This is a genomic window from Pseudoalteromonas sp. APC 3495, assembly GCF_030407645.1.
Taxonomy (GTDB): domain Bacteria; phylum Pseudomonadota; class Gammaproteobacteria; order Enterobacterales; family Alteromonadaceae; genus Pseudoalteromonas; species Pseudoalteromonas tetraodonis.
In genome coordinates this window covers 16,024-33,912 of sequence record NZ_JASDDA010000033.1, presented here as the reverse complement: position 1 = coordinate 33,912, position 17,889 = coordinate 16,024, and the positions used below count along the sequence as shown (strand labels likewise).

Genomic DNA, 17,889 nt, shown 5'->3' with positions numbered 1-17,889 from the left:
GTGAACAACTAACCTAAAAAGCTTTTTATTTTAGGGAGTTGTTTAGCAATTGCGTTATCTACAATACGTGGAAAAACGCCATTGATACGTGCAAAAAGTTTCTCAGGAAAACCAATAAATCGTCTGGTTTTATTTGAGTTTAATAACGCAACTAACTCATCAGCCACCAACTGCGGAGAGTCCATTTGATTACCAAGCGCTTTGTTCATTGCCCGCGTTTGAGCATCATTAATGTCGGTATCAGTTGCTCTAGGTGCCAAATAAGTAACTCTAACGCCAGTGTCTGAAAGCTCTCGTGATAACGCTTCGCTAAAACCACGCAAACCAAATTTACTGGCACAATAAAGTGTTTGATATGGGTAACCTATGCTGCCAAAAGACGACCCAACATTAACTATGGTGCCTGTATTTGCTTGCAGCTGCTCTAAAAACAGTTGGCATAGTTTCATCGGGACGGCTAAATTAGTGCTTAGTAGATTATCAATTTGTTCACTACTACAACTACTTAAGCTTTGCATAACATTAATGCCTGCATTGTTTATGAGTAATTTAGCACCGCCCAATTTTTTGGCTTTAATTGCCAATGCCAGCATGTTTTCTGCAACGGTTAAATCTCCCACAAAAGTCATACTACCTGGGCACTGGCTACTTAGCGCATTTAGCGCATCGCCATTACGCCCTACTAATAGTAATTGCCAACCTTGTACGTGCAGTGTTTTGGCAATCGCTTGGCCAATTCCCCCTGTGGCTCCTGTTAACACACATAAGCCGGTATTCATGCGTGTTGCTCTTGTGCTGATGCTTTAAAGAACGGCTCGTCATCTAAAGCGCGAAAAATATCACCGTACAAACGATAAAAACATTTTGCGCCATGTAAAATGGCTTGCTGATCGGCCTCATTAGTAATTTTGTTCATCAAGTTTTCAAAAAACTTTACGTGCTCTATATCAAGCGCACCATGAGAGGTTAAATAGCTAAATGCTTTTTTAGGTAAACCAACTGCATCAGCAATATTTGAAGCTGCGCCATCAGCCAGGGCAATTGAAGTCCCTTCGAGTACATGAACCATGCCAAAAAAGCTTAATGGATTTTTACGAGCGATACTGTCATAGGCATACGAGACCATCATTTCGGTAGCAAATTGTGGCTTACTATGGCGCACGCTTTCTTTATCAAAACCACACGCGGCAATATCGTTAAGCACCCATTCTTGATGGCCAATTTCCTCTTCAATGTATTCGGCTACGGCTTCACGTAACCATTCTTGTTCGTCGGTTAAACGGGCACCTAACGACATCATTAATGGCACAGTGTGTTTTACATGATGGTAGGCTTGCGCTAAAAATGACGCATACTCTTCAAGTGATGCTTGGCCTTTAAAAACGCGCTGTATAATTGGCGCAGCTAATAAGTACTCACGCTCGTTTTGAGTTTGTGCTTTTAATGTATTAAAAAAATCAGTCATGGATCACTTCTCCAAGTCGGTAAAATTGTTCAAAAATAAGGTTAAATTGCTGGCTAATAGCCTGGCGCTTAGGACGATTATTGGTCGTCAGTAACCCTTGCTGAACACTTAAAGGCTGAGCTAACCGATGCCACTTTTTAACTTGTGCATAATCGGGTAACTGTTGATTTATAAATTTCATATGCTCACTGAGTTTTTGATCACTCAACTCAGGGATTGCATAAATAATCGCGGTTAAAAAAGGTCTGCCCTCACCAAAAACAACGGCTTGTATAATCGCGCTTTGGCTCAATATTAATGACTCAGGCCATTCAGCACTGACATTACGGCCCATGCTGGTAATAATCAGATTTTTAAGTCGCCCTTTTATATAGAGCTTATTGCCATGCTTGGTCACTAAATCGCCTGTTGCATACCAGTTATTTGGGTTATGCGGCGCTTGATTTAAATACCCTAAAAATAGCTCACCCTTTATGTACAACTGGCCTTTTTCGATTTTGGTTTGTATGTGCGGCAGTACAGTGCCGGCACTCTTTAAATCATCATTTTTGGGCGTATTTAAACTTACGACAGATGCCGCCTCTGATAATCCATACCCCTGATAAACAGGTAAATTAAGCTCTCTGGCGGTGGCAATTAAAGCATCACTCACGAGCGCTCCGCCAACTGCAATAAACTGTAATGACTTTGGCGGCTGCCAACCTTGTTTTGCAAACGCAATTAAACACGTTAATAACTCAGGCACTAAAATAAGGGTGTTAGGTTTTACACTGTCAATTGCACTAATTAGTTTTTCAGGATTTTTTAACCCTGAACCAACAAAACCCAATTCGTTTAACGGCATTAAATGTACACAACCGCCACTTAATAATGGTGCATAAATACCTGCAATATTTTCCAGTAAGACAGGTAATGGCAGTAAACATAAGTGAGTTGGTTTACTTATACCTATTTGCTCACATAACGATTGTGCAACTTGCATTTGGCTTTGAGTTGATAAACACACCCCTTTAGGCTCGCCTGTAGAGCCTGACGTGAAAGTGATTTTTTGCGTGCCCTCAAAGTAACGAATCGGTTCTTTAACGTTGAGCTGATAAATATATAAGGTGTAATGATCAAACAAAGTAATAGACAATGTATGCACACCCAAAGAAAGCCTTGGCATATCACTTATAAACAGCTGTGCACCACACTGTGCCAACACATATTGCGTTTGTTGTTGACTAAAAAAATGGGCAATCGGTATAGCCACTTTATTAGCAACGCTGGTCGCAGCATCAAGTACCAACCATGCAGGTGTGTTATCAAGTTGAAATGCAATTGCATCAGCATCTGAATTTGCAAAAATTTCCGCTACTTTATTAATTTCGTGAAGCAGCTCAGCACCTGTGAACTGTTGTGTTTGATTCGCAAAATGCGCAACTACCGCCGGCTGAGTAGCTAAATCACTTAAGCTATTTAACATACTCATACCGCCTCCAGCGCATTGATTAATGCCGTAATGCCATGTGTATTTTGTTGTTTAATATCAAGTAGCATTGGCGTATTAAGTACTTGTAGATGTGCTTGCTCTAAATTAACAATGCATACTGTAGGCTGGTTCGCGTAGTAACTTCCCCATCTTTTTGGTTGCTCAACAACACTGCTGTTAGCCAATGCAATTTCATTACACGTTACCCCTAATAAACGCAATAAAGCGCGTACATGTTTGGTGGCACAAAAAACCAAATTAGTAGCACCAATAGCTCTTAAAGCTTCATTAACAATAATAAAATGCGATAACGTGGCTTTTCTGTGTGTTGAATAGAGATTACCTAACTCAAACACTTTACTGCGCTGTGTGCCCATTGGTAAAAACTGCTCAATGGGCGCTGCTAAATATTGTTCAATAAATAAAGGAGAAGTGGCGTTTCTAAGCCCTAAAGTGCAATGCCCTTGCTGAGTTTTATACTGACAGAGTAATGGCATAAATGAAGTTAGGCTGGCATTGTACGCAGCTAAAAAGCCTTGTTTTACTGTATCTTCAAGGCGCTGACGGTGTTCATCACATTCTCTGGCGCTCACAAACTGTGTGAACGACTGAAAAAGTGTTGATGCTGACTGTTGTTGTTGAGCTAATTGCATAAAAGCATCGCCTGTATTAAATCTATAGGTAGAATTTAATAGGCGAAACTTAAATAAAACTTAAGGTAAATTAATTTTTTAAAAATTTAATTTAGACTGGCAATAACGGTTTTATTTCGGCCCGTTTCTTTTGCATGATAGAGCGCTTTGTCAGCACATTTGTATACTTGATCAATATCATCACTGTGCTGCGGCCATGTAGCAATGCCGATGGAGACATTTATACAACCAATTTTGGCCATCGGTGTATTCGCCACTTCATTACGTAACCGCTCAGCAATAACAAACGCACTATCGCTATTTTCGTTCGGTAATATAAGTAAGAATTCCTCCCCACCAGTTCGCGCGACAATATCATCTTTGCGAGATACCTGCTTGATCACACACGTTAAAGTTTTTAGTACCTCATCGCCCACATCATGGCCAAAAGTGTCATTAACCCGTTTAAAAAAGTCGATATCTATTTCTAGAACCGCAAAGGGGATCTGTTCTTGAATTAATTTATCTAACAATAAATACAAACCTCGCCGATTATGCGCACCAGTTAGCGGATCGGTGAGTGCATCTTGGCGTAATTGCCCCATTTTCGACTGCAGTATATTAACTCCTTCTAACATGGCTGCTTTAAGTTGCTGACTTTCAAAATACCAAGATTTAATACTTTTAAGATTCGCCACGTTTTGTTGATCAGTCGATAAATTTGCACTGTCAGCTAGTAACCTAAGGGGCTTAGCAATAAAATGCGCTAACACACCAATCAATACAAAAGTAATTAATACAATTGGTAGCATTCGCTTAAGCACCAGCCCTTGAAAAGTATCTAACGTGGCAAGTGTTGCCACCTCACTACGCTGGGCAACTACGCCCCAATTAGCAAGTTTAACGGGCGAATATCCAGCAAGCATAGACACGCCTTGGCTATTCAAAACCCGGGTGTATCCATCTTCGCTTTGCAAAACACGCTCTATTACTGGGTTATTAATGACTTGTTCGCCAATCCGCTCAGTTTCAGGATGATAAAGTAAGGTTTTATTATCAGCCACCACATAAAAGTATGCCCCGCCATCGTAACTATGCTGTTTTAATAAGGCGTTTAAAATGCTCTGTTGTTCTAAATAAAAGCTACCGCCAATATAGCCATAGTAGTTACCAATCTCGTCAAATAAAGGATAAGAAAGTACAACAATTAAGTTATTCGCAAGCGATACATAAGGACGACTAACCAATGGACGCTGTAGTTTAAAGGCTTGTTTAGAATGAGGTGAATTAACGGTTTTATTAATAATATTTAATGAAACAGGTGAGGCCGCTTTAACGACACCTTGCATGTTAATTGCTACCGAATTAAAGCTATGTGTTTGGTTTAAAAGGCGGTTGGTTTCAGCTTGGAGTAACTCAGTATTGGTAATGTCTTTAGCAATAATTTTGGCTGAAAACTCAAGTTGCTGCATCGCAGCTGCTAAAAAGTAATCGGTCGCCGAGGCAAGCTTACTAGCAAATACATGGTTACTTTTGAGAGTATCTTCTATTACCCGTTCTTTTTGTACTTGGTAACTAATGTATAAACCACTGAACAAAATAGCGGCTGTAGCAGTGATAGCTAACAACAGAATTAATTGCCTAAGTTTAAAAGTAAATGGTGATCGAAAACGCAACTTATTATCATCCTAAGCAAATAAAAACGACTGCTATGTACTACATATATCCTAAATATAATACAGAAATTAAACTAAGTAGCCTAATTTTTGTTATTTTTGGAATAATAAAATGACATTTATTATATATGTCGGGTTTTGCAGTTAAGCTCAATAATAGTTAAGCTGCATGCACTTTATTTTTATTTAGCCTTGAGGTGTGTGTTGCTAAATAAGTACCTGTTGTCGTCTTCTCTTTTTTTAATCGGATGTTTCATGCCAATAAAATCTTCTTTTGCCGATTCTGCGCTGTCGCTTGAACAGCAACTTGGGCAAAAATTTATGCTCGATTTACGCTACTTTTGTCACCAAGGCAGCAGTAAGCGCTGCAGAACAGCATTAACCGAGTTACCAGATACACTAGCCAAAGCGATTAGCCGTTATGATATTGGCGGGGTTATTTTATTTTCTGAAAACACCCAAAGTATTGAACAAATAATTAGCCTTAATCAGCAACTGCAACAAGCTGCGTCTCACTCTAAATCAGGCTTACCGCTTTTTATTTCAATTGACCAAGAAGGTGGACGAGTAGCTCGACTGCCACGTGATGTGGCCACTTCATTTACTGGTAATATGTCAATTGGCGCCACCTACCCTGAGCATGGCACTTATTTCGCAACTCAAACCGCGAATGTTCTTGCCACAGAGCTTTCAGCATTGGGGATTAATGTAAATTACGCGCCAACCGTTGATGTAAACATGAACCCAGACAATCCTGTCATTAATGTCCGCTCTTTTAGTGAAAACCCAAATGATGTAGCAGTATTAGGTGCCGCACAAGTTAGTGAATTTGAAAAAAATGGCATTATTAGCGCACTAAAGCATTTTCCTGGGCATGGCGACACCAATGTAGATAGTCATACCGGCTTGCCTAAAGTGATGCATTCAAAAGAGGTGATTTACGCACAAGATTTAGCGCCCTTTAAACACATTATTGAGCAGCATAGTCCGGGCATGATAATGACCGCGCATATTCAGTATCCAGAGCTCGATAGCAGTACCTTGACTAATGTTGATGGCAAACAAATGATCAAGCCCGCGACAATGTCGCGTAAAATCATGACCGATATTCTACGTAAAGAACTTAACTATCAAGGTGTGGTGGTAACCGATGCACTTGATATGGCAGGTATTAGTCACTTTTTTAGTCCAACTCAAGCAATTATAAACACCTTTGCCGCTGGGGTTGATATTGCGCTTATGCCAATAGAGATTAGAACGCCAGATGACATTAAAAAGCTCGATGCTCTCATTGAGTCATTAGTCAGTGCGGTTAAATCAGAGCAACTAAACGCACAGGAAATTGCGCATTCAGCACAGCGTATTATCTCACTTAAAAGTAAATTTAAATTAAACGCTTTTCCTGATCCCATTAAAGCATTAGCCAATGCCAAACACATTATTGGTAATAAAGCACATCGCGAATTAGAAGCGTCACTGGCATTAGCGGCGATCACCCAAATAAAAAATAACAACAACACCTTGCCACTTAAGCTTACTGCAGGCCAACACATTCATATTATTATGCCCGATACGCGTAAATGTATGGCCATACAACAAGCCATAATGGCGCTCAGCTCACACGCATTAGTTTATAGCTGTAGCAGTTTACAAGGTTTTGACCCAATCGATGCTCAGCGTAATATAAACCAAGCTGATATTATTATTGCCGGAAATGCCACGCCTAATCAAAGCGCGGTGGAAATTGGCGGGATGGATGATTTAGCCGATAACCCAGACTTTGCCCTCAATAACGCAGAGCAACCTAAAGCACTTGAATCATTACTTAAAATGGCTAACAAGCACCAAATACCCACCGTGTTTATTAGTTTGCGAGCCCCTTATGATATTGCGCAGTTTGGCGACTCTGCCGATGCAGTATTAGCTTCATATGCTTATAATATTGACGCAGACAAAAACGAGCAAGTATCTGGGCCTGCGTTTACAGCACTTGCTAAAGTATTACTCGGTCAAGCCCCTGCTAAAGGCAGCTTACCGGTAACTATTAAACAATCAAAGAGCCACTAATATGAAACTCAATTGTGATTTAGGTGAAAGCTTTGGCGCGTGGAAAATGGGGCTTGATGATCAAGTAATGCCGCATATTGATATGGCAAACATTGCCTGTGGTTTTCATGCGGGCGATCCTAGTGTTATGGCCAATACTCTTAAGCTCGCTAAACAGCATAATGTTATGATTGGCGCTCACCCAAGCTACCCCGATAAACAAGGATTTGGCAGACGCTCAATGAACCTAAGTGTGGCCGAGCTCACTCAGTGTTTACACTACCAAATAGCTGCCCTTGATGGCATGGCAAAGGCACAAGGATTAACCCTTAGCTATGTTAAACCCCACGGGGCACTTTACAACGACATGATGAAACACCAGCCACTACTTATTGCTGTGATGGGCGCGGTTGCCAGTTACCCTGCTGATCTAAAATTAATGATACTGGCCACGGCTGATGCTAAACACCACCATACAATGGCACGTCATCTTGGACTAACGCTTGTTTTAGAAGCGTTCGCAGACAGGCTATATACAGATCAAGGGCACCTCGTAGCACGAAATATAGCAGGCAGTGTGCATGATAAAGCAGCATTATTGGCACAAGTTAAACAGCTTTTGGCCAGTAACAGTGTGACTACCCAGTCAGGAAAATCGTTAAAACTTAACGCCGATAGTATTTGTGTGCACGGTGATAACGCCCAAGGTGTTGCGCTTATTGAAGACATTAAGGCACTTTGCAGCGCAAGCGTATAACTTCCTCTAAGCTGTAAACCCCCTTTACAGCTTTTACTTTCTTTTATCACCTTCATTCATTGGTAGTTTTAAATACTGGCTTCGTCGCATCTGACTGTTAATTATCCCTCTCCTACCCTATAAATAGAGCAGTGATTTAAAACAGGGATAAATAATGAAAACGCTTTTAGCTATGAGTCTTATACTGGGCAGCAGTCAATTAGCTGTTGCCAATACCGATACATTACAACTTCAAGATATCTTTAATCTTGAATATGCCAACCAAATAGACATAACAGAAGACGGTAAAACCGTGTATTTTGTCCGCAACCGCATGGATATTAAAACCGACCGTAAAGTAGGCAATATTTGGTCTGTTGATTACAGCACTGGGCAACTACAACCATTAACTTCTGGTGTATATATGGATTACTCGCCAGTAGTCTCTCCTGACGGACAGCGACTTGCTTTCATATCAAACCGAGATGGTAGCAACCAAATATATATTAAATGGTTAAAAACAGGGGCTATCGCTAAGGTTAGTAATTTAACTAGCAATCCAAGCTCACTAACTTGGACTCCTGATTCAAACCAGCTGGTGTTTAGTATGTTTGTTCCAATGGCGGCGTCTGCGCCTGTCAGCTTACCTGGAAAACCAAAAGGTGCCACGTGGGCAGAGCCTGCTAAATATATTGACGATGTTTATTATCGTGCCGATGGAGGGGGTTATACTGAAAAAGGGTTTAGTCAATTATTTACACTTGATGCCAATGGCGGTAATGCTCAACAACTCACCAACGATAATTTTAATAATGGTGGGGAAGTCAGCTTTAGTAAAGACGGTAAAACATTGTATTTTTCTGCTAATCGCAATGAAAATAATGAATTGAAGCCCACTAACACTGAGGTATATCAACTCGATTTAGACTCGCTAGCCATTTTCCCTCTAACTGAGCGTAATGGGCCTGATCAACAACCTAAAGTGTCACCTGATGGCAAATACCTTGCCTATACAGGGTATGACGACAAGCGTACTAATTACGAAAACACCCAACTCTATATTCGCGATTTAAAAACAGGGAATACTCAAAGCCTAACCACCGATTTTGATAGAAGTGCTGGCCAAATTAAGTGGAGTGCGAACTCAAAAGGGCTTTATTTTACCTATGCCGATGAAGGGCAAACTGCGCTGGCTTATCAACCTCGAAGTGGCAAACGCAAAGTGATTACCGAAAAAATAGGCAGTGTTGCGTTTGGTCGCCCTTATTCCGGTGGCGATTTCGATATTAGTGAAAATGGTCATGTTGCATTTACATTGGCCGATACCCAGCGCCCTGCTGATGTAGCCACAATAAAGCGCGGTAAAGCGCAGCGCTTAACCGATTTAAATTCTGATGCACTTGCAACCAAGCAACTCGCTAAGGTTGAAGAATTATGGCTTAAATCAAGCCACGATGAGCTGCCAATACAAGGCTGGGTTGCTTACCCACCGGGTTTTGATAAATCAAAAAAATACCCACTAGTGCTTGAAATCCACGGTGGCCCTGTCGCTAATTATGGCCCGCACTTTAGTGCCGAAATACAACTATTTGCCGCTAAAGGGAACGTGGTTTTATACATGAACCCACGTGGTAGTGATTCATACGGTAAAGAGTTTGCGCAAACCATTCATCATAATTACCCAAGCAATGACTACGATGATTTAATGACGGGTGTTGATGCACTCGTTGCCAAAGGGTTTATTGATGAATCTAAACTATTTGTAACCGGTGGCTCTGGCGGCGGTGTATTAACAGCGTGGATTGTAGGTCATACAGATCGTTTTGCTGCAGCCGTGGTTGCCAAACCGGTGATAAATTGGATCAGCTTTGTACTCACTGCCGATTTTTATCCATTCTTTGCTGACTATTGGTTCCCAGGTAAACCATGGGATCATATTGAGCATTACATGAAACGCTCACCCATCAGTTATGTAGGTAATGTTAAAACCCCGACCATGTTACTCACGGGTGAGGCAGACTACCGTACGCCTATTTCAGAAACAGAGCAGTTTTATCAAGCCTTAAAATTGCAGGGGGTTGATACCGCGATGGTGCGTATTCCAAACGCTTCACATGGTATTACTGCCCGTCCATCTAACTTAATGACCAAAGTGGCTTATATTCAATGGTGGTTTGATAAGCATTCGAAATAAAACGCAGAGTTATGAGTGACGAGCTATATAAGCTCGTTGCTCGAAGCTCACAAGTGTAAACCCCCTTTACAGCAATAATGTGAGTAACCCCTTACATACTCAAACTAAATATCGGACTTAGCTTCAAACTGAGTTGGTAAAAAATCGGTTTATAGAAGAAATAGTGCTGTGAGTTAGTAAAAAATCGGTTTGAGTCACTGTTTATAAGCCCTCAGTTAGTAAAAAAAGGTTTTATAAGCTGCAGCAGTTAGTAAAAAATCGGTTTATTACTCTCTCGATACCTGCCTAAAACCTTTAAATTAATCGTTTAAGTGGCCAAATTGTGGGTTAGAAAGACAAATCCCCCCCTTTAATAATAAAAAATGGCCGTTATTAGCATGGTTAGTTAAAATCTGATCTGTATTAAGAGCAGCTAGTTAAATCGTGATCTGCTTTAAGTCAGTTAGTTAAACTCTGATCTATATGCGGCAAAAAACAGTTAATTTATCGTGCTTATACGTGTCAAAGCGTAACCAGACTATCAAGCCCTACAGCCGAGCATAAACATCCTTTAAATTTTATTTACACTTTTAACCTGCATTGCATCCCTGAATAACTAGCTAGTAAAATACTGATCTATTAAATTTTGCCTTTATGCAAGCATAAAAAAAGGGCCTTGCGGCCCTTAAGTAACACTATCTAGTTGAATTAAAATTGGTTCATAGTGTTAGCTTCACCACCGGCTTTAAGTGCATTCTCACCTGAGAAGTACTCTTTGTGTGTATCGCCAATGTTTGAGCCTGCAAGGTCTTGGTGTTTAACAGACGCTTGCTCACGACGGATTTCTTGACGCTGTACATCACGTACATAAGCCAGCATACCTAAGTCACCAAAGTAACCTTCAGATAGAATATCTGTGCTTAATGCTGCTGTGTGGTACGTTGGTAACGTGATTAGGTGGTGGAAAATACCCGCTTCACGTGCACCATCGCGTTGGAAGTTTTGTACTAATAAGTCAGCGGCTGCTGCAAGCTCTGTTGCATCCATTTCTGGAGCCATAAGCGCTTTGTTATCATCAAGACTTGGGTAAGCGCTCAGGTCACGACCTTCTTCCAGCCATTCTTGGTATACTTGCTCACGGAACTTCAGCGTCCAGTTGAACGATGGTGAGTTGTTGTATACTAATTTAGCATCTGGTACTTGCTCTTTTACGCGATTAACGAGTTCAGCAATTTGTTTTACATGTGGTTTTTCTGTTTCAATCCACAGTAAATCAGCACCTGACTGTAGGCTCGTTACACAATCTAGTACTACACGGTCTTTTTCAGTGCCTTCGCGGAACTGGTATAAACCATTGTCTAGGCGTGTTGGCTTACAAAGCTGACCATTAAGCTTCATTGCTGTTTCGCCTTCATTCAAGTCATCAACACTGTTTACTGGGGTTGTTTCTAAAAATGCATTGTATTGGCTTGCTAAGTCACCTGGTTTTTTTGAAACCGGTACTTTTTGCGTAAGGCTTGCACCTAGTGAATCGGTACGCGCAACGATAATACCGTTATCAATACCTAGCTCTAGGAACGCATAACGCACTGCGTTAATTTTTGCTAAAAAGTCTTCATGTGGAACCGTCACTTTACCTGCTTGGTGACCACATTGCTTAGCATCTGATACTTGGTTTTCGATTTGGATAGCACATGCACCCGCTTCAATCATCTTTTTAGCTAGCAGGTAAGTTGCTTCTTCGTTACCAAAACCGGCATCAATGTCAGCAATAATTGGTACAACGTGCGTTTCAAAGTTATCAATTTTGTTAAGTACTGCTTGAACGTCGCCGCCGTTTGCTTTTGCGTCGTCTAATTCATTAAATAAGTGGTCAAGTTCACGTGCATCCGCTTGCTTTAAGAAGGTATAGATTTCTTCGATAAGTGCCGGTACTGATGTTTTCTCATGCATACTTTGATCTGGAAGAGGACCAAACTCAGAGCGAAGCGCTGCAACCATCCAACCGCTTAGATATACGTAACTGCGCTTAGTTGTTTTTTGATGGCGCTTAATTGCCATCATCATTTGTTGGGCAGTAAAACCATGCCAACAACCTAAAGACTGTGTGTACTGGCTTGTGTCTTTATCGTATGCAGCCATGTCTTCACGCATGATGTCTGCTGTAAATTGTGCAATATCAACACCAGAGCGAAAACGATTTTGTAAACGCATACGTGTTGCGTATTCAGGATTAATTGTTTTCCATGCACTGCCCTGTGATTGGCATAATGTTGCTAGTGTATCTGTTTCGCCTTGATATGTTGTCATAATAAAGTCCTTCGAACGGGTATTAATATTTATTGTTGAGAGAGTGACTACATCGCGTTAGCTCTGTAGCGCTTAATTAAACATTAGGCTTATTTTTTAGATTTAGTAAATTTATAGTTTTTATTGTGGCTATACATATTGTGAATGACTAAAAAGCATTCAAAGCCACTTTTTTGCGATATGGTAGGTGTACGCATATAAAAAATTGCACACTGTCGGACCGTTTAAGGATATTAATTATGAGCCACACTCTCACCCATTCAGGACTCAGCGTTGATAAGCAACTTGCTGAATTTGTTAAAAAACAATTATTACCTGGTACTCATCTTGATGAACACCAGTTTTGGAAAAGCTTTGCCAACATAGTGCAAACACTTACACCATTGAACAAATCACTACTGGCTAAGCGTGAACAGCTACAAAAGCAAATTGATGACTACCACCTTGCAAATAAAAATGCTGACCAAGCTCAGTATCAAGCGTTTTTAAAAGATATTGGCTACCTAGTTGATGAGCCTGAAAACTTTAGTATTGAAACTCAAAATGTAGAGCCAGAAATAGCGTTGACTGCAGGGCCACAGCTAGTGGTGCCGGTTAGTAATGCACGCTTTGCACTTAATGCAGCTAATGCACGTTGGGGGTCGTTGTACGATGCTTTATATGGAACCGATGTATTAAGCGAAGACGACGGCGCCGAAAAAGGCAGCCAATACAACCCTGTTCGTGGCTTTAAAGTAATGGCTTACGCAAGGCAGTTTTTAGACAAAGCATTACCGCTTGAAAATGGCTCGCATATTGAAAGTACTAACTATTCTATTGTTGACGGCGCCCTTGCTATTACCCTGCGCGACAGTTCGCACACCACACTTAAAAACCCTGAGCAACTGATTGGCTATCAAGGTGAAGCACAAAACCCGAGTGTTATTTTACTTAAAAACAATGGATTGCATATTGAGCTGCAAATAGACCATCACCACCCTATTGGTCAAGCTGATAAAGCAGGGTTAAAAGATGTGGTGCTAGAAGCCGCACTAACAACCATTATGGACTGTGAAGACTCGGTTGCCGCAGTGGATGCAGAAGATAAAGTACAAGTTTACAAAAACTGGCTTGGTTTAATGCAAGGCAACTTGGTTGAAACGTTTAGAAAAGGCGACAAAATGATCGACCGCACGTTACAAGCTGACCGACAATATACAGGTCTTGATGGCCAAAAACTGACCCTCAAAGGGCGCAGTATGATGTTTGTGCGTAATGTGGGACATTTAATGACAAATCCAGCCATTACCGATGTAAGCGGCAATGATGTGTTTGAAGGCATTATGGATGCCATGTTCACCGCAACAGCTGCTTTGCACGATTTAAACACTAAAAACACGATTAAAAATTCAACCGCGCAAAGTATTAATATTGTAAAACCGAAAATGCATGGCCCTGATGAAGTCGCCTTTGCTAATACCTTGTTTGGTATGGTTGAAGAGGCGCTGAGCTTGCCTAAAAACACCCTTAAAATGGGTATTATGGATGAAGAACGTCGAACATCAGCCAACTTAAAAGCATGTATTCATGCAGCAAAAGAGCGTGTTGTGTTTATTAACACTGGCTTTTTAGACCGCACTGGCGATGAAATTCATACCTCAATGCAAGCGGGTGTTGTGCTGCCGAAAGCGGCTATTAAAGCACAGCCTTGGATCAGCGCTTACGAAGATCGCAACGTTGATATTGGCCTAGCCTGTGGCTTAAGCCATAAAGCGCAAATTGGTAAAGGTATGTGGGCAATGCCAGATAAAATGGCGATGATGATGGAGCAAAAAATAGCGCACCCTCAATCTGGCGCAAATACCGCTTGGGTGCCCTCCCCTACTGCCGCCACATTACACGCAATGCATTATCATGATGTTGATGTATTTAGCCTGCAGCAAAGCATTGCCACGCGTCAAATAGCAAGCCTAGAGAGCTTACTTACACCGCCGCTCATGCCCAACCCTGAAACGCTATCAAAAGAAGATATTCAAAGCGAGCTTGAAAACAACGCGCAAGGTATTTTAGGCTACGTAGTACGTTGGATTGACCAAGGAATAGGCTGCTCTAAAGTGCCTGACATTAATCATATTGGTTTAATGGAAGACAGAGCCACCTTACGTATTTCAAGCCAACATATCGCCAACTGGCTACATCATGGTGTATGTAGCAAAGAGCAAATACAAAAAGTGATGGCAAAAATGGCTAAGGTTGTTGATGGCCAAAACGAGCATGACAGCCTTTACACGCCAATGGCAACTAATGAGCAGACATTAGCTAAAAGTATTGCGTATCAAGCTGCTTTAGCACTGGTATTTGAAGGGGTTAGCCAACCGAGCGGTTACACAGAGCCGCTACTACACAGCTACCGCTTGAAATATAAAGCACAGCACTAACTTAAAACTTAACCTAAAAATAAAAAAATCAGCTTTACTAGGGTCTGTTGACCTTTCAAGGTTAAATTTGCAGCAGTCTGTTTGGTATTTAGGCAAGGCAGAGCCTATCTATACCCAAATTACCTTAATCTGCGAGTTTCAGTTGGAATTAAAAGCTATTTTGACAAGGCATTGATTGAAAATAATGGTTATTCCCTTGTTAAAATCAATAACGCAGCATAAATAGCTTTTAAACCAACCCGTAGGGCGTTTCACAGGAACTTACTCCCTTCGTTGTTCCTTTTTAAAAGGGAGGACCATTATTGCAAAGGGAACGCCTTAATATTAAGTCCCTGTGAAACGCTGAATTCTGTATATTAAGGCAATTTGGGTATAATGTGGTTATTCCCCATAAATAGGCGATAACGCAGCATCAATGCCAAACAGGCGCTGCCCTTCGGGTTCTGCCTAGGGGCGATTTACTCTTTGTTGCCTACATGGATGTAGGTAAGGAGCGTGAGCAGGACGCGGAAGCTTTGCTCGGTTTTTACTTATTCTTACATGGATGTAAGCCAGTAGAATAACGCAGGAGCAGTTATCGAGCCCACTAGGTTACAAACCTCGCGCCGCGATTAAACCGCCCCTAGTTTGAACAAATTATAATCCGCAAAGGTCAACAGACCCTAAGCTAATTTTTAATAACGCTAGTGAATAATCACTATTCAAATCACTACGAATTAATTTTTAATGGTCGCGTTGTGATAAACATTTTGTACGTCATCGCAATCTTCAAGCATATTGATAAATTTATCAAAGTTGGCAATAACTTCTTCATCAGTGATTTCAACATGTACTTGTGGCACAAAGGTAATTTCATCAACTTCAAAGTTAATGCCTTCAAATGCCTCTTCCAGTGCCGTTTTAGCTTTAAAATACTCAGTATGCGGTGCAAACACCGATACCTTGCCATCTTCGGCTTCTACATCGGTTACATCAACGTCAGCCATCATGAGGGCTTCTAACACAACTTCGTCGTCATCGCCCGCAAATCCTAAAACAGCAAGGTGATCAAACATATGTGCAACACACCCAGGCGTACCTATTTTTGAATCTGTTTTAGTAAACGGTAAACGTACATCTTTAATTGTGCGGTTTGGGTTGTCGGTTAAACAGTCAACAATCACCATACAATTACCAGGGCCGTAACCCTCGTAACGGGCTGAAGAGTAATCTTCCCCTGCCCCGCCGGCTGCTTTTTCAATTGCTTTTTCGATTACGTGCGCAGGAACTTGGTCTTTTTTTGCTTTTTCAATTAAGCGGCGCAATGTTTGATTTACATCGGGATCGGGTTCACCACTTTTGGCTGCAACGTAAATTTCTTTACCGTACTTCGAATTTACTTTAGTTTTTGCGTTGGCTGTTTTAGCCATCGAACTTTTGCGGACTTCAAATGCTCTGCCCATCTTGTGCCTCTATTGAATACATTTGGTTTGCGATATTTTACCAATTCAAACCGTATTGGGCTAGTGGTTCAACATGCTATGCTGTGCAAAAGCAGCTGGGTATTAATTTAAATAATACCCATTATGTTATTAAACAAATAAAACAAAGCTCAATTTAACATAACTCAACTTTTTTCAGCGTAATTGTCAATTAATGACACCAACTCATCAAATGCATGAATAACAAAATCGGCTTGTTCGGCATACCCGGGGGTCACATCAGGTGCATACAAACAGGCACGCATATTAGCATTGTGCGCCGCTTGTATGTCGTATAAATAATCACCAACATAAATCACATTATCAACCGGCATTTCCCATTGAGTTGCAACCGTTAATAAAGCGCTCGGATCGGGTTTTGCTGGTGCGTCTGTTCGGGTGAGTACTGTTTCTATTGGTAGCGGGTTATTCTGTAACTTTAATGTCGCCGCCTTATCAAAATTACGTGTAACAATGGCCATAGGTATGTTTTTAGCTTGTAGCGCTTTAACAGCCTCTACAACGCCAGGTAGAAGCTTAGCCGATTGCGCATCTAACAACTCATGCTGATGCACTATATTCATTGCTTCTTCACGCATATAGGGGGAAGGCAGTTGTTCTATGTAATCGAGTAAGTCTTGCTCTGCAGGGCAACCTACTTGGGCTTTTATCAATGAAAAGTTTAATTCTGAAGATACTAAAGTTCCGTCTAAATCAAAAATAACACCTTTGATTGCCTCAATTTGCGTTTTCATTTCATTCCTTGCGCTAAATAATTAGCTCAGTATGCTAGGTTTGGCTTAGGTTATCTAAACCTTTAATAAAAAGTATATCAATAAACATATAAAAAACAGCTCAGTCCATTGAAATTTAATTATAGCTCATTTGATAACGTAATAGTTTGGGTTTGTATAACTGGTATAGTAAAGACTTTACGATGCAATTAATTAACTCGATCAGCTATAAAGGAAAGTGCGCACCCTCTAAAGGTGCGCAATAATAGTGGTTATTTCGGCTCAAATTTCGCTTCAAGCCAGGTATCGTCTTGGCTAAAGTTTAAGGTTTTTATCTGTCCTCGCCCTTCAACATTCACCATATTCACTTGTGCAGGCCACAAATCACGCAGTGCACCATGACTCATTCTAATGCCCTCAATCTCATCGGGAATAGCAGCTTCTTGGTACACCCAAAAAAACTTACCATCCACTTGTGCACCTACATAATTAAGGGTGAGGGGCTCACCGCTCAAGGTTTGTAAGGCAACATGAGATTCAACATACTTGGCAAAGCGTTTTTGGTCACGCTTGTTACTCATAATATCCACTTTGCCTTTAAACAAGTTACCAACAGCATGCTCTGTGTCATGTAAATAAAAACGATGCATCAATTCAATGTTGTGCGTACGCTGATTAAATAACACCGTTGTAACGGATGATTTTAATTGATGCGCCATACTTGGCGCAGCAATTAAAAAACAAACAATAATAAGCAAAAAGCGCATTA

General features: G+C 41.0%; 13 protein-coding genes. 4 read left to right on the top strand and 9 right to left on the bottom strand.

From position 1 onward, the window contains the following. Nucleotides 1–8 precede the first annotated feature (8 nt). From QL984_RS13330 to QL984_RS13310, 5 genes are all read right to left on the bottom strand, one after another. Nucleotides 9–779: an SDR family oxidoreductase gene (locus tag QL984_RS13330; protein WP_138764782.1), complete on the bottom strand. Its 771-nt coding sequence runs from the start codon at nt 777–779 to the stop codon at nt 9–11. Continuing rightward, nucleotides 776–1,465, bottom strand: coding sequence for an iron-containing redox enzyme family protein (locus QL984_RS13325; RefSeq protein WP_016900001.1), 690 nt, complete (start codon nt 1,463–1,465; stop codon nt 776–778). Before QL984_RS13325 ends, QL984_RS13330 begins: the two co-directional genes overlap by 4 nt. After that, nucleotides 1,458–2,936: an AMP-binding protein gene (locus QL984_RS13320; RefSeq protein WP_138764781.1), complete on the bottom strand. Its 1,479-nt coding sequence runs from the start codon at nt 2,934–2,936 to the stop codon at nt 1,458–1,460. The genes QL984_RS13325 and QL984_RS13320 overlap by 8 nt, the downstream gene beginning before the upstream one ends. Further along, on the bottom strand, nt 2,933–3,589 hold the full coding sequence (locus tag QL984_RS13315) for a thermostable hemolysin (RefSeq protein ID WP_138764780.1): 657 nt from the start codon (nt 3,587–3,589) through the stop codon (nt 2,933–2,935). Before QL984_RS13315 ends, QL984_RS13320 begins: the two co-directional genes overlap by 4 nt. 86 nt (nt 3,590–3,675) lie before the next feature. Further along, nucleotides 3,676–5,196, bottom strand: coding sequence for a sensor domain-containing diguanylate cyclase (locus QL984_RS13310; RefSeq protein ID WP_290172858.1), 1,521 nt, complete (start codon nt 5,194–5,196; stop codon nt 3,676–3,678). A 303-nt stretch (nt 5,197–5,499) separates the two neighbouring features. Between QL984_RS13310 and QL984_RS13305 the strand changes: the two genes are divergently transcribed. The 3 genes from QL984_RS13305 to QL984_RS13295 all read left to right on the top strand — a co-directional run bounded on the left by QL984_RS13305 (nt 5,500) and on the right by QL984_RS13295 (nt 10,220). After that, nucleotides 5,500–7,311 carry a glycoside hydrolase family 3 N-terminal domain-containing protein gene (locus QL984_RS13305; protein WP_290172857.1) on the top strand — a complete coding sequence of 604 codons (1,812 nt, stop codon included), beginning with the start codon at nt 5,500–5,502 and terminating at the stop codon, nt 7,309–7,311. Between the two features lies 1 nt (nt 7,312). Further along, complete coding sequence (locus QL984_RS13300; protein ID WP_290172856.1) at nt 7,313–8,047, top strand: 5-oxoprolinase subunit PxpA; 735 nt, start codon at nt 7,313–7,315, stop codon at nt 8,045–8,047. 154 nt (nt 8,048–8,201) lie between these two features. Next, the gene (locus QL984_RS13295) at nt 8,202–10,220 is read left to right on the top strand and encodes a S9 family peptidase (RefSeq protein WP_290172855.1); all 2,019 of its coding nucleotides are present in this window, start codon (nt 8,202–8,204) and stop codon (nt 10,218–10,220) included. A 687-nt stretch (nt 10,221–10,907) separates the two neighbouring features. Here the strand turns inward: QL984_RS13295 and QL984_RS13290 are convergent. Then, nucleotides 10,908–12,509, bottom strand: a complete 1,602-nt coding sequence (locus tag QL984_RS13290; RefSeq protein WP_036955489.1) for an isocitrate lyase — start codon at nt 12,507–12,509, stop codon at nt 10,908–10,910. Nucleotides 12,510–12,748: 239 nt separating this feature from the next. On the opposite strand from QL984_RS13290, the gene QL984_RS13285 reads away from it, so the two are divergent. Further along, the gene (locus QL984_RS13285; RefSeq protein ID WP_036955491.1) at nt 12,749–14,926 is read left to right on the top strand and encodes a malate synthase G; all 2,178 of its coding nucleotides are present in this window, start codon (nt 12,749–12,751) and stop codon (nt 14,924–14,926) included. 716 nt (nt 14,927–15,642) lie between these two features. Here QL984_RS13285 and QL984_RS13280 read toward each other — a convergent pair. From QL984_RS13280 to QL984_RS13270, 3 genes are all read right to left on the bottom strand, one after another. Continuing rightward, nucleotides 15,643–16,368, bottom strand: a complete 726-nt coding sequence (locus QL984_RS13280) for a YebC/PmpR family DNA-binding transcriptional regulator (protein WP_013462824.1) — start codon at nt 16,366–16,368, stop codon at nt 15,643–15,645. Between the two features lie 164 nt (nt 16,369–16,532). Beyond that, nucleotides 16,533–17,141, bottom strand: coding sequence for an HAD family hydrolase (locus QL984_RS13275; protein ID WP_024602424.1), 609 nt, complete (start codon nt 17,139–17,141; stop codon nt 16,533–16,535). 251 nt (nt 17,142–17,392) lie between these two features. After that, nucleotides 17,393–17,887 (bottom strand): DUF6702 family protein, encoded by a 495-nt coding sequence (locus QL984_RS13270; protein ID WP_016899988.1) that lies wholly within the window; start codon nt 17,885–17,887, stop codon nt 17,393–17,395. Between the last annotated feature and the right edge of the window lie 2 nt (nt 17,888–17,889).

What these genes read in the sequence shown, in the direction of transcription:
- QL984_RS13330 (WP_138764782.1), bottom strand. Translation starts at nt 779, where the DNA reads ATGAATACCGGCTTATGTGTGTTAACAGGAGCCACAGGGGGAATTGGC.
- QL984_RS13325 (WP_016900001.1), bottom strand. Translation starts at nt 1,465, where the DNA reads ATGACTGATTTTTTTAATACATTAAAAGCACAAACTCAAAACGAGCGT.
- QL984_RS13320 (WP_138764781.1), bottom strand. Translation starts at nt 2,936, where the DNA reads ATGAGTATGTTAAATAGCTTAAGTGATTTAGCTACTCAGCCGGCGGTA.
- QL984_RS13315 (WP_138764780.1), bottom strand. Translation starts at nt 3,589, where the DNA reads ATGCAATTAGCTCAACAACAACAGTCAGCATCAACACTTTTTCAGTCG.
- QL984_RS13305 (WP_290172857.1), top strand. Translation starts at nt 5,500, where the DNA reads ATGCCAATAAAATCTTCTTTTGCCGATTCTGCGCTGTCGCTTGAACAG.
- QL984_RS13300 (WP_290172856.1), top strand. Translation starts at nt 7,313, where the DNA reads ATGAAACTCAATTGTGATTTAGGTGAAAGCTTTGGCGCGTGGAAAATG.
- QL984_RS13295 (WP_290172855.1), top strand. Translation starts at nt 8,202, where the DNA reads ATGAAAACGCTTTTAGCTATGAGTCTTATACTGGGCAGCAGTCAATTA.
- QL984_RS13290 (WP_036955489.1), bottom strand. Translation starts at nt 12,509, where the DNA reads ATGACAACATATCAAGGCGAAACAGATACACTAGCAACATTATGCCAA.
- QL984_RS13285 (WP_036955491.1), top strand. Translation starts at nt 12,749, where the DNA reads ATGAGCCACACTCTCACCCATTCAGGACTCAGCGTTGATAAGCAACTT.
- QL984_RS13280 (WP_013462824.1), bottom strand. Translation starts at nt 16,368, where the DNA reads ATGGGCAGAGCATTTGAAGTCCGCAAAAGTTCGATGGCTAAAACAGCC.
- QL984_RS13275 (WP_024602424.1), bottom strand. Translation starts at nt 17,141, where the DNA reads ATGAAAACGCAAATTGAGGCAATCAAAGGTGTTATTTTTGATTTAGAC.
- QL984_RS13270 (WP_016899988.1), bottom strand. Translation starts at nt 17,887, where the DNA reads ATGCGCTTTTTGCTTATTATTGTTTGTTTTTTAATTGCTGCGCCAAGT.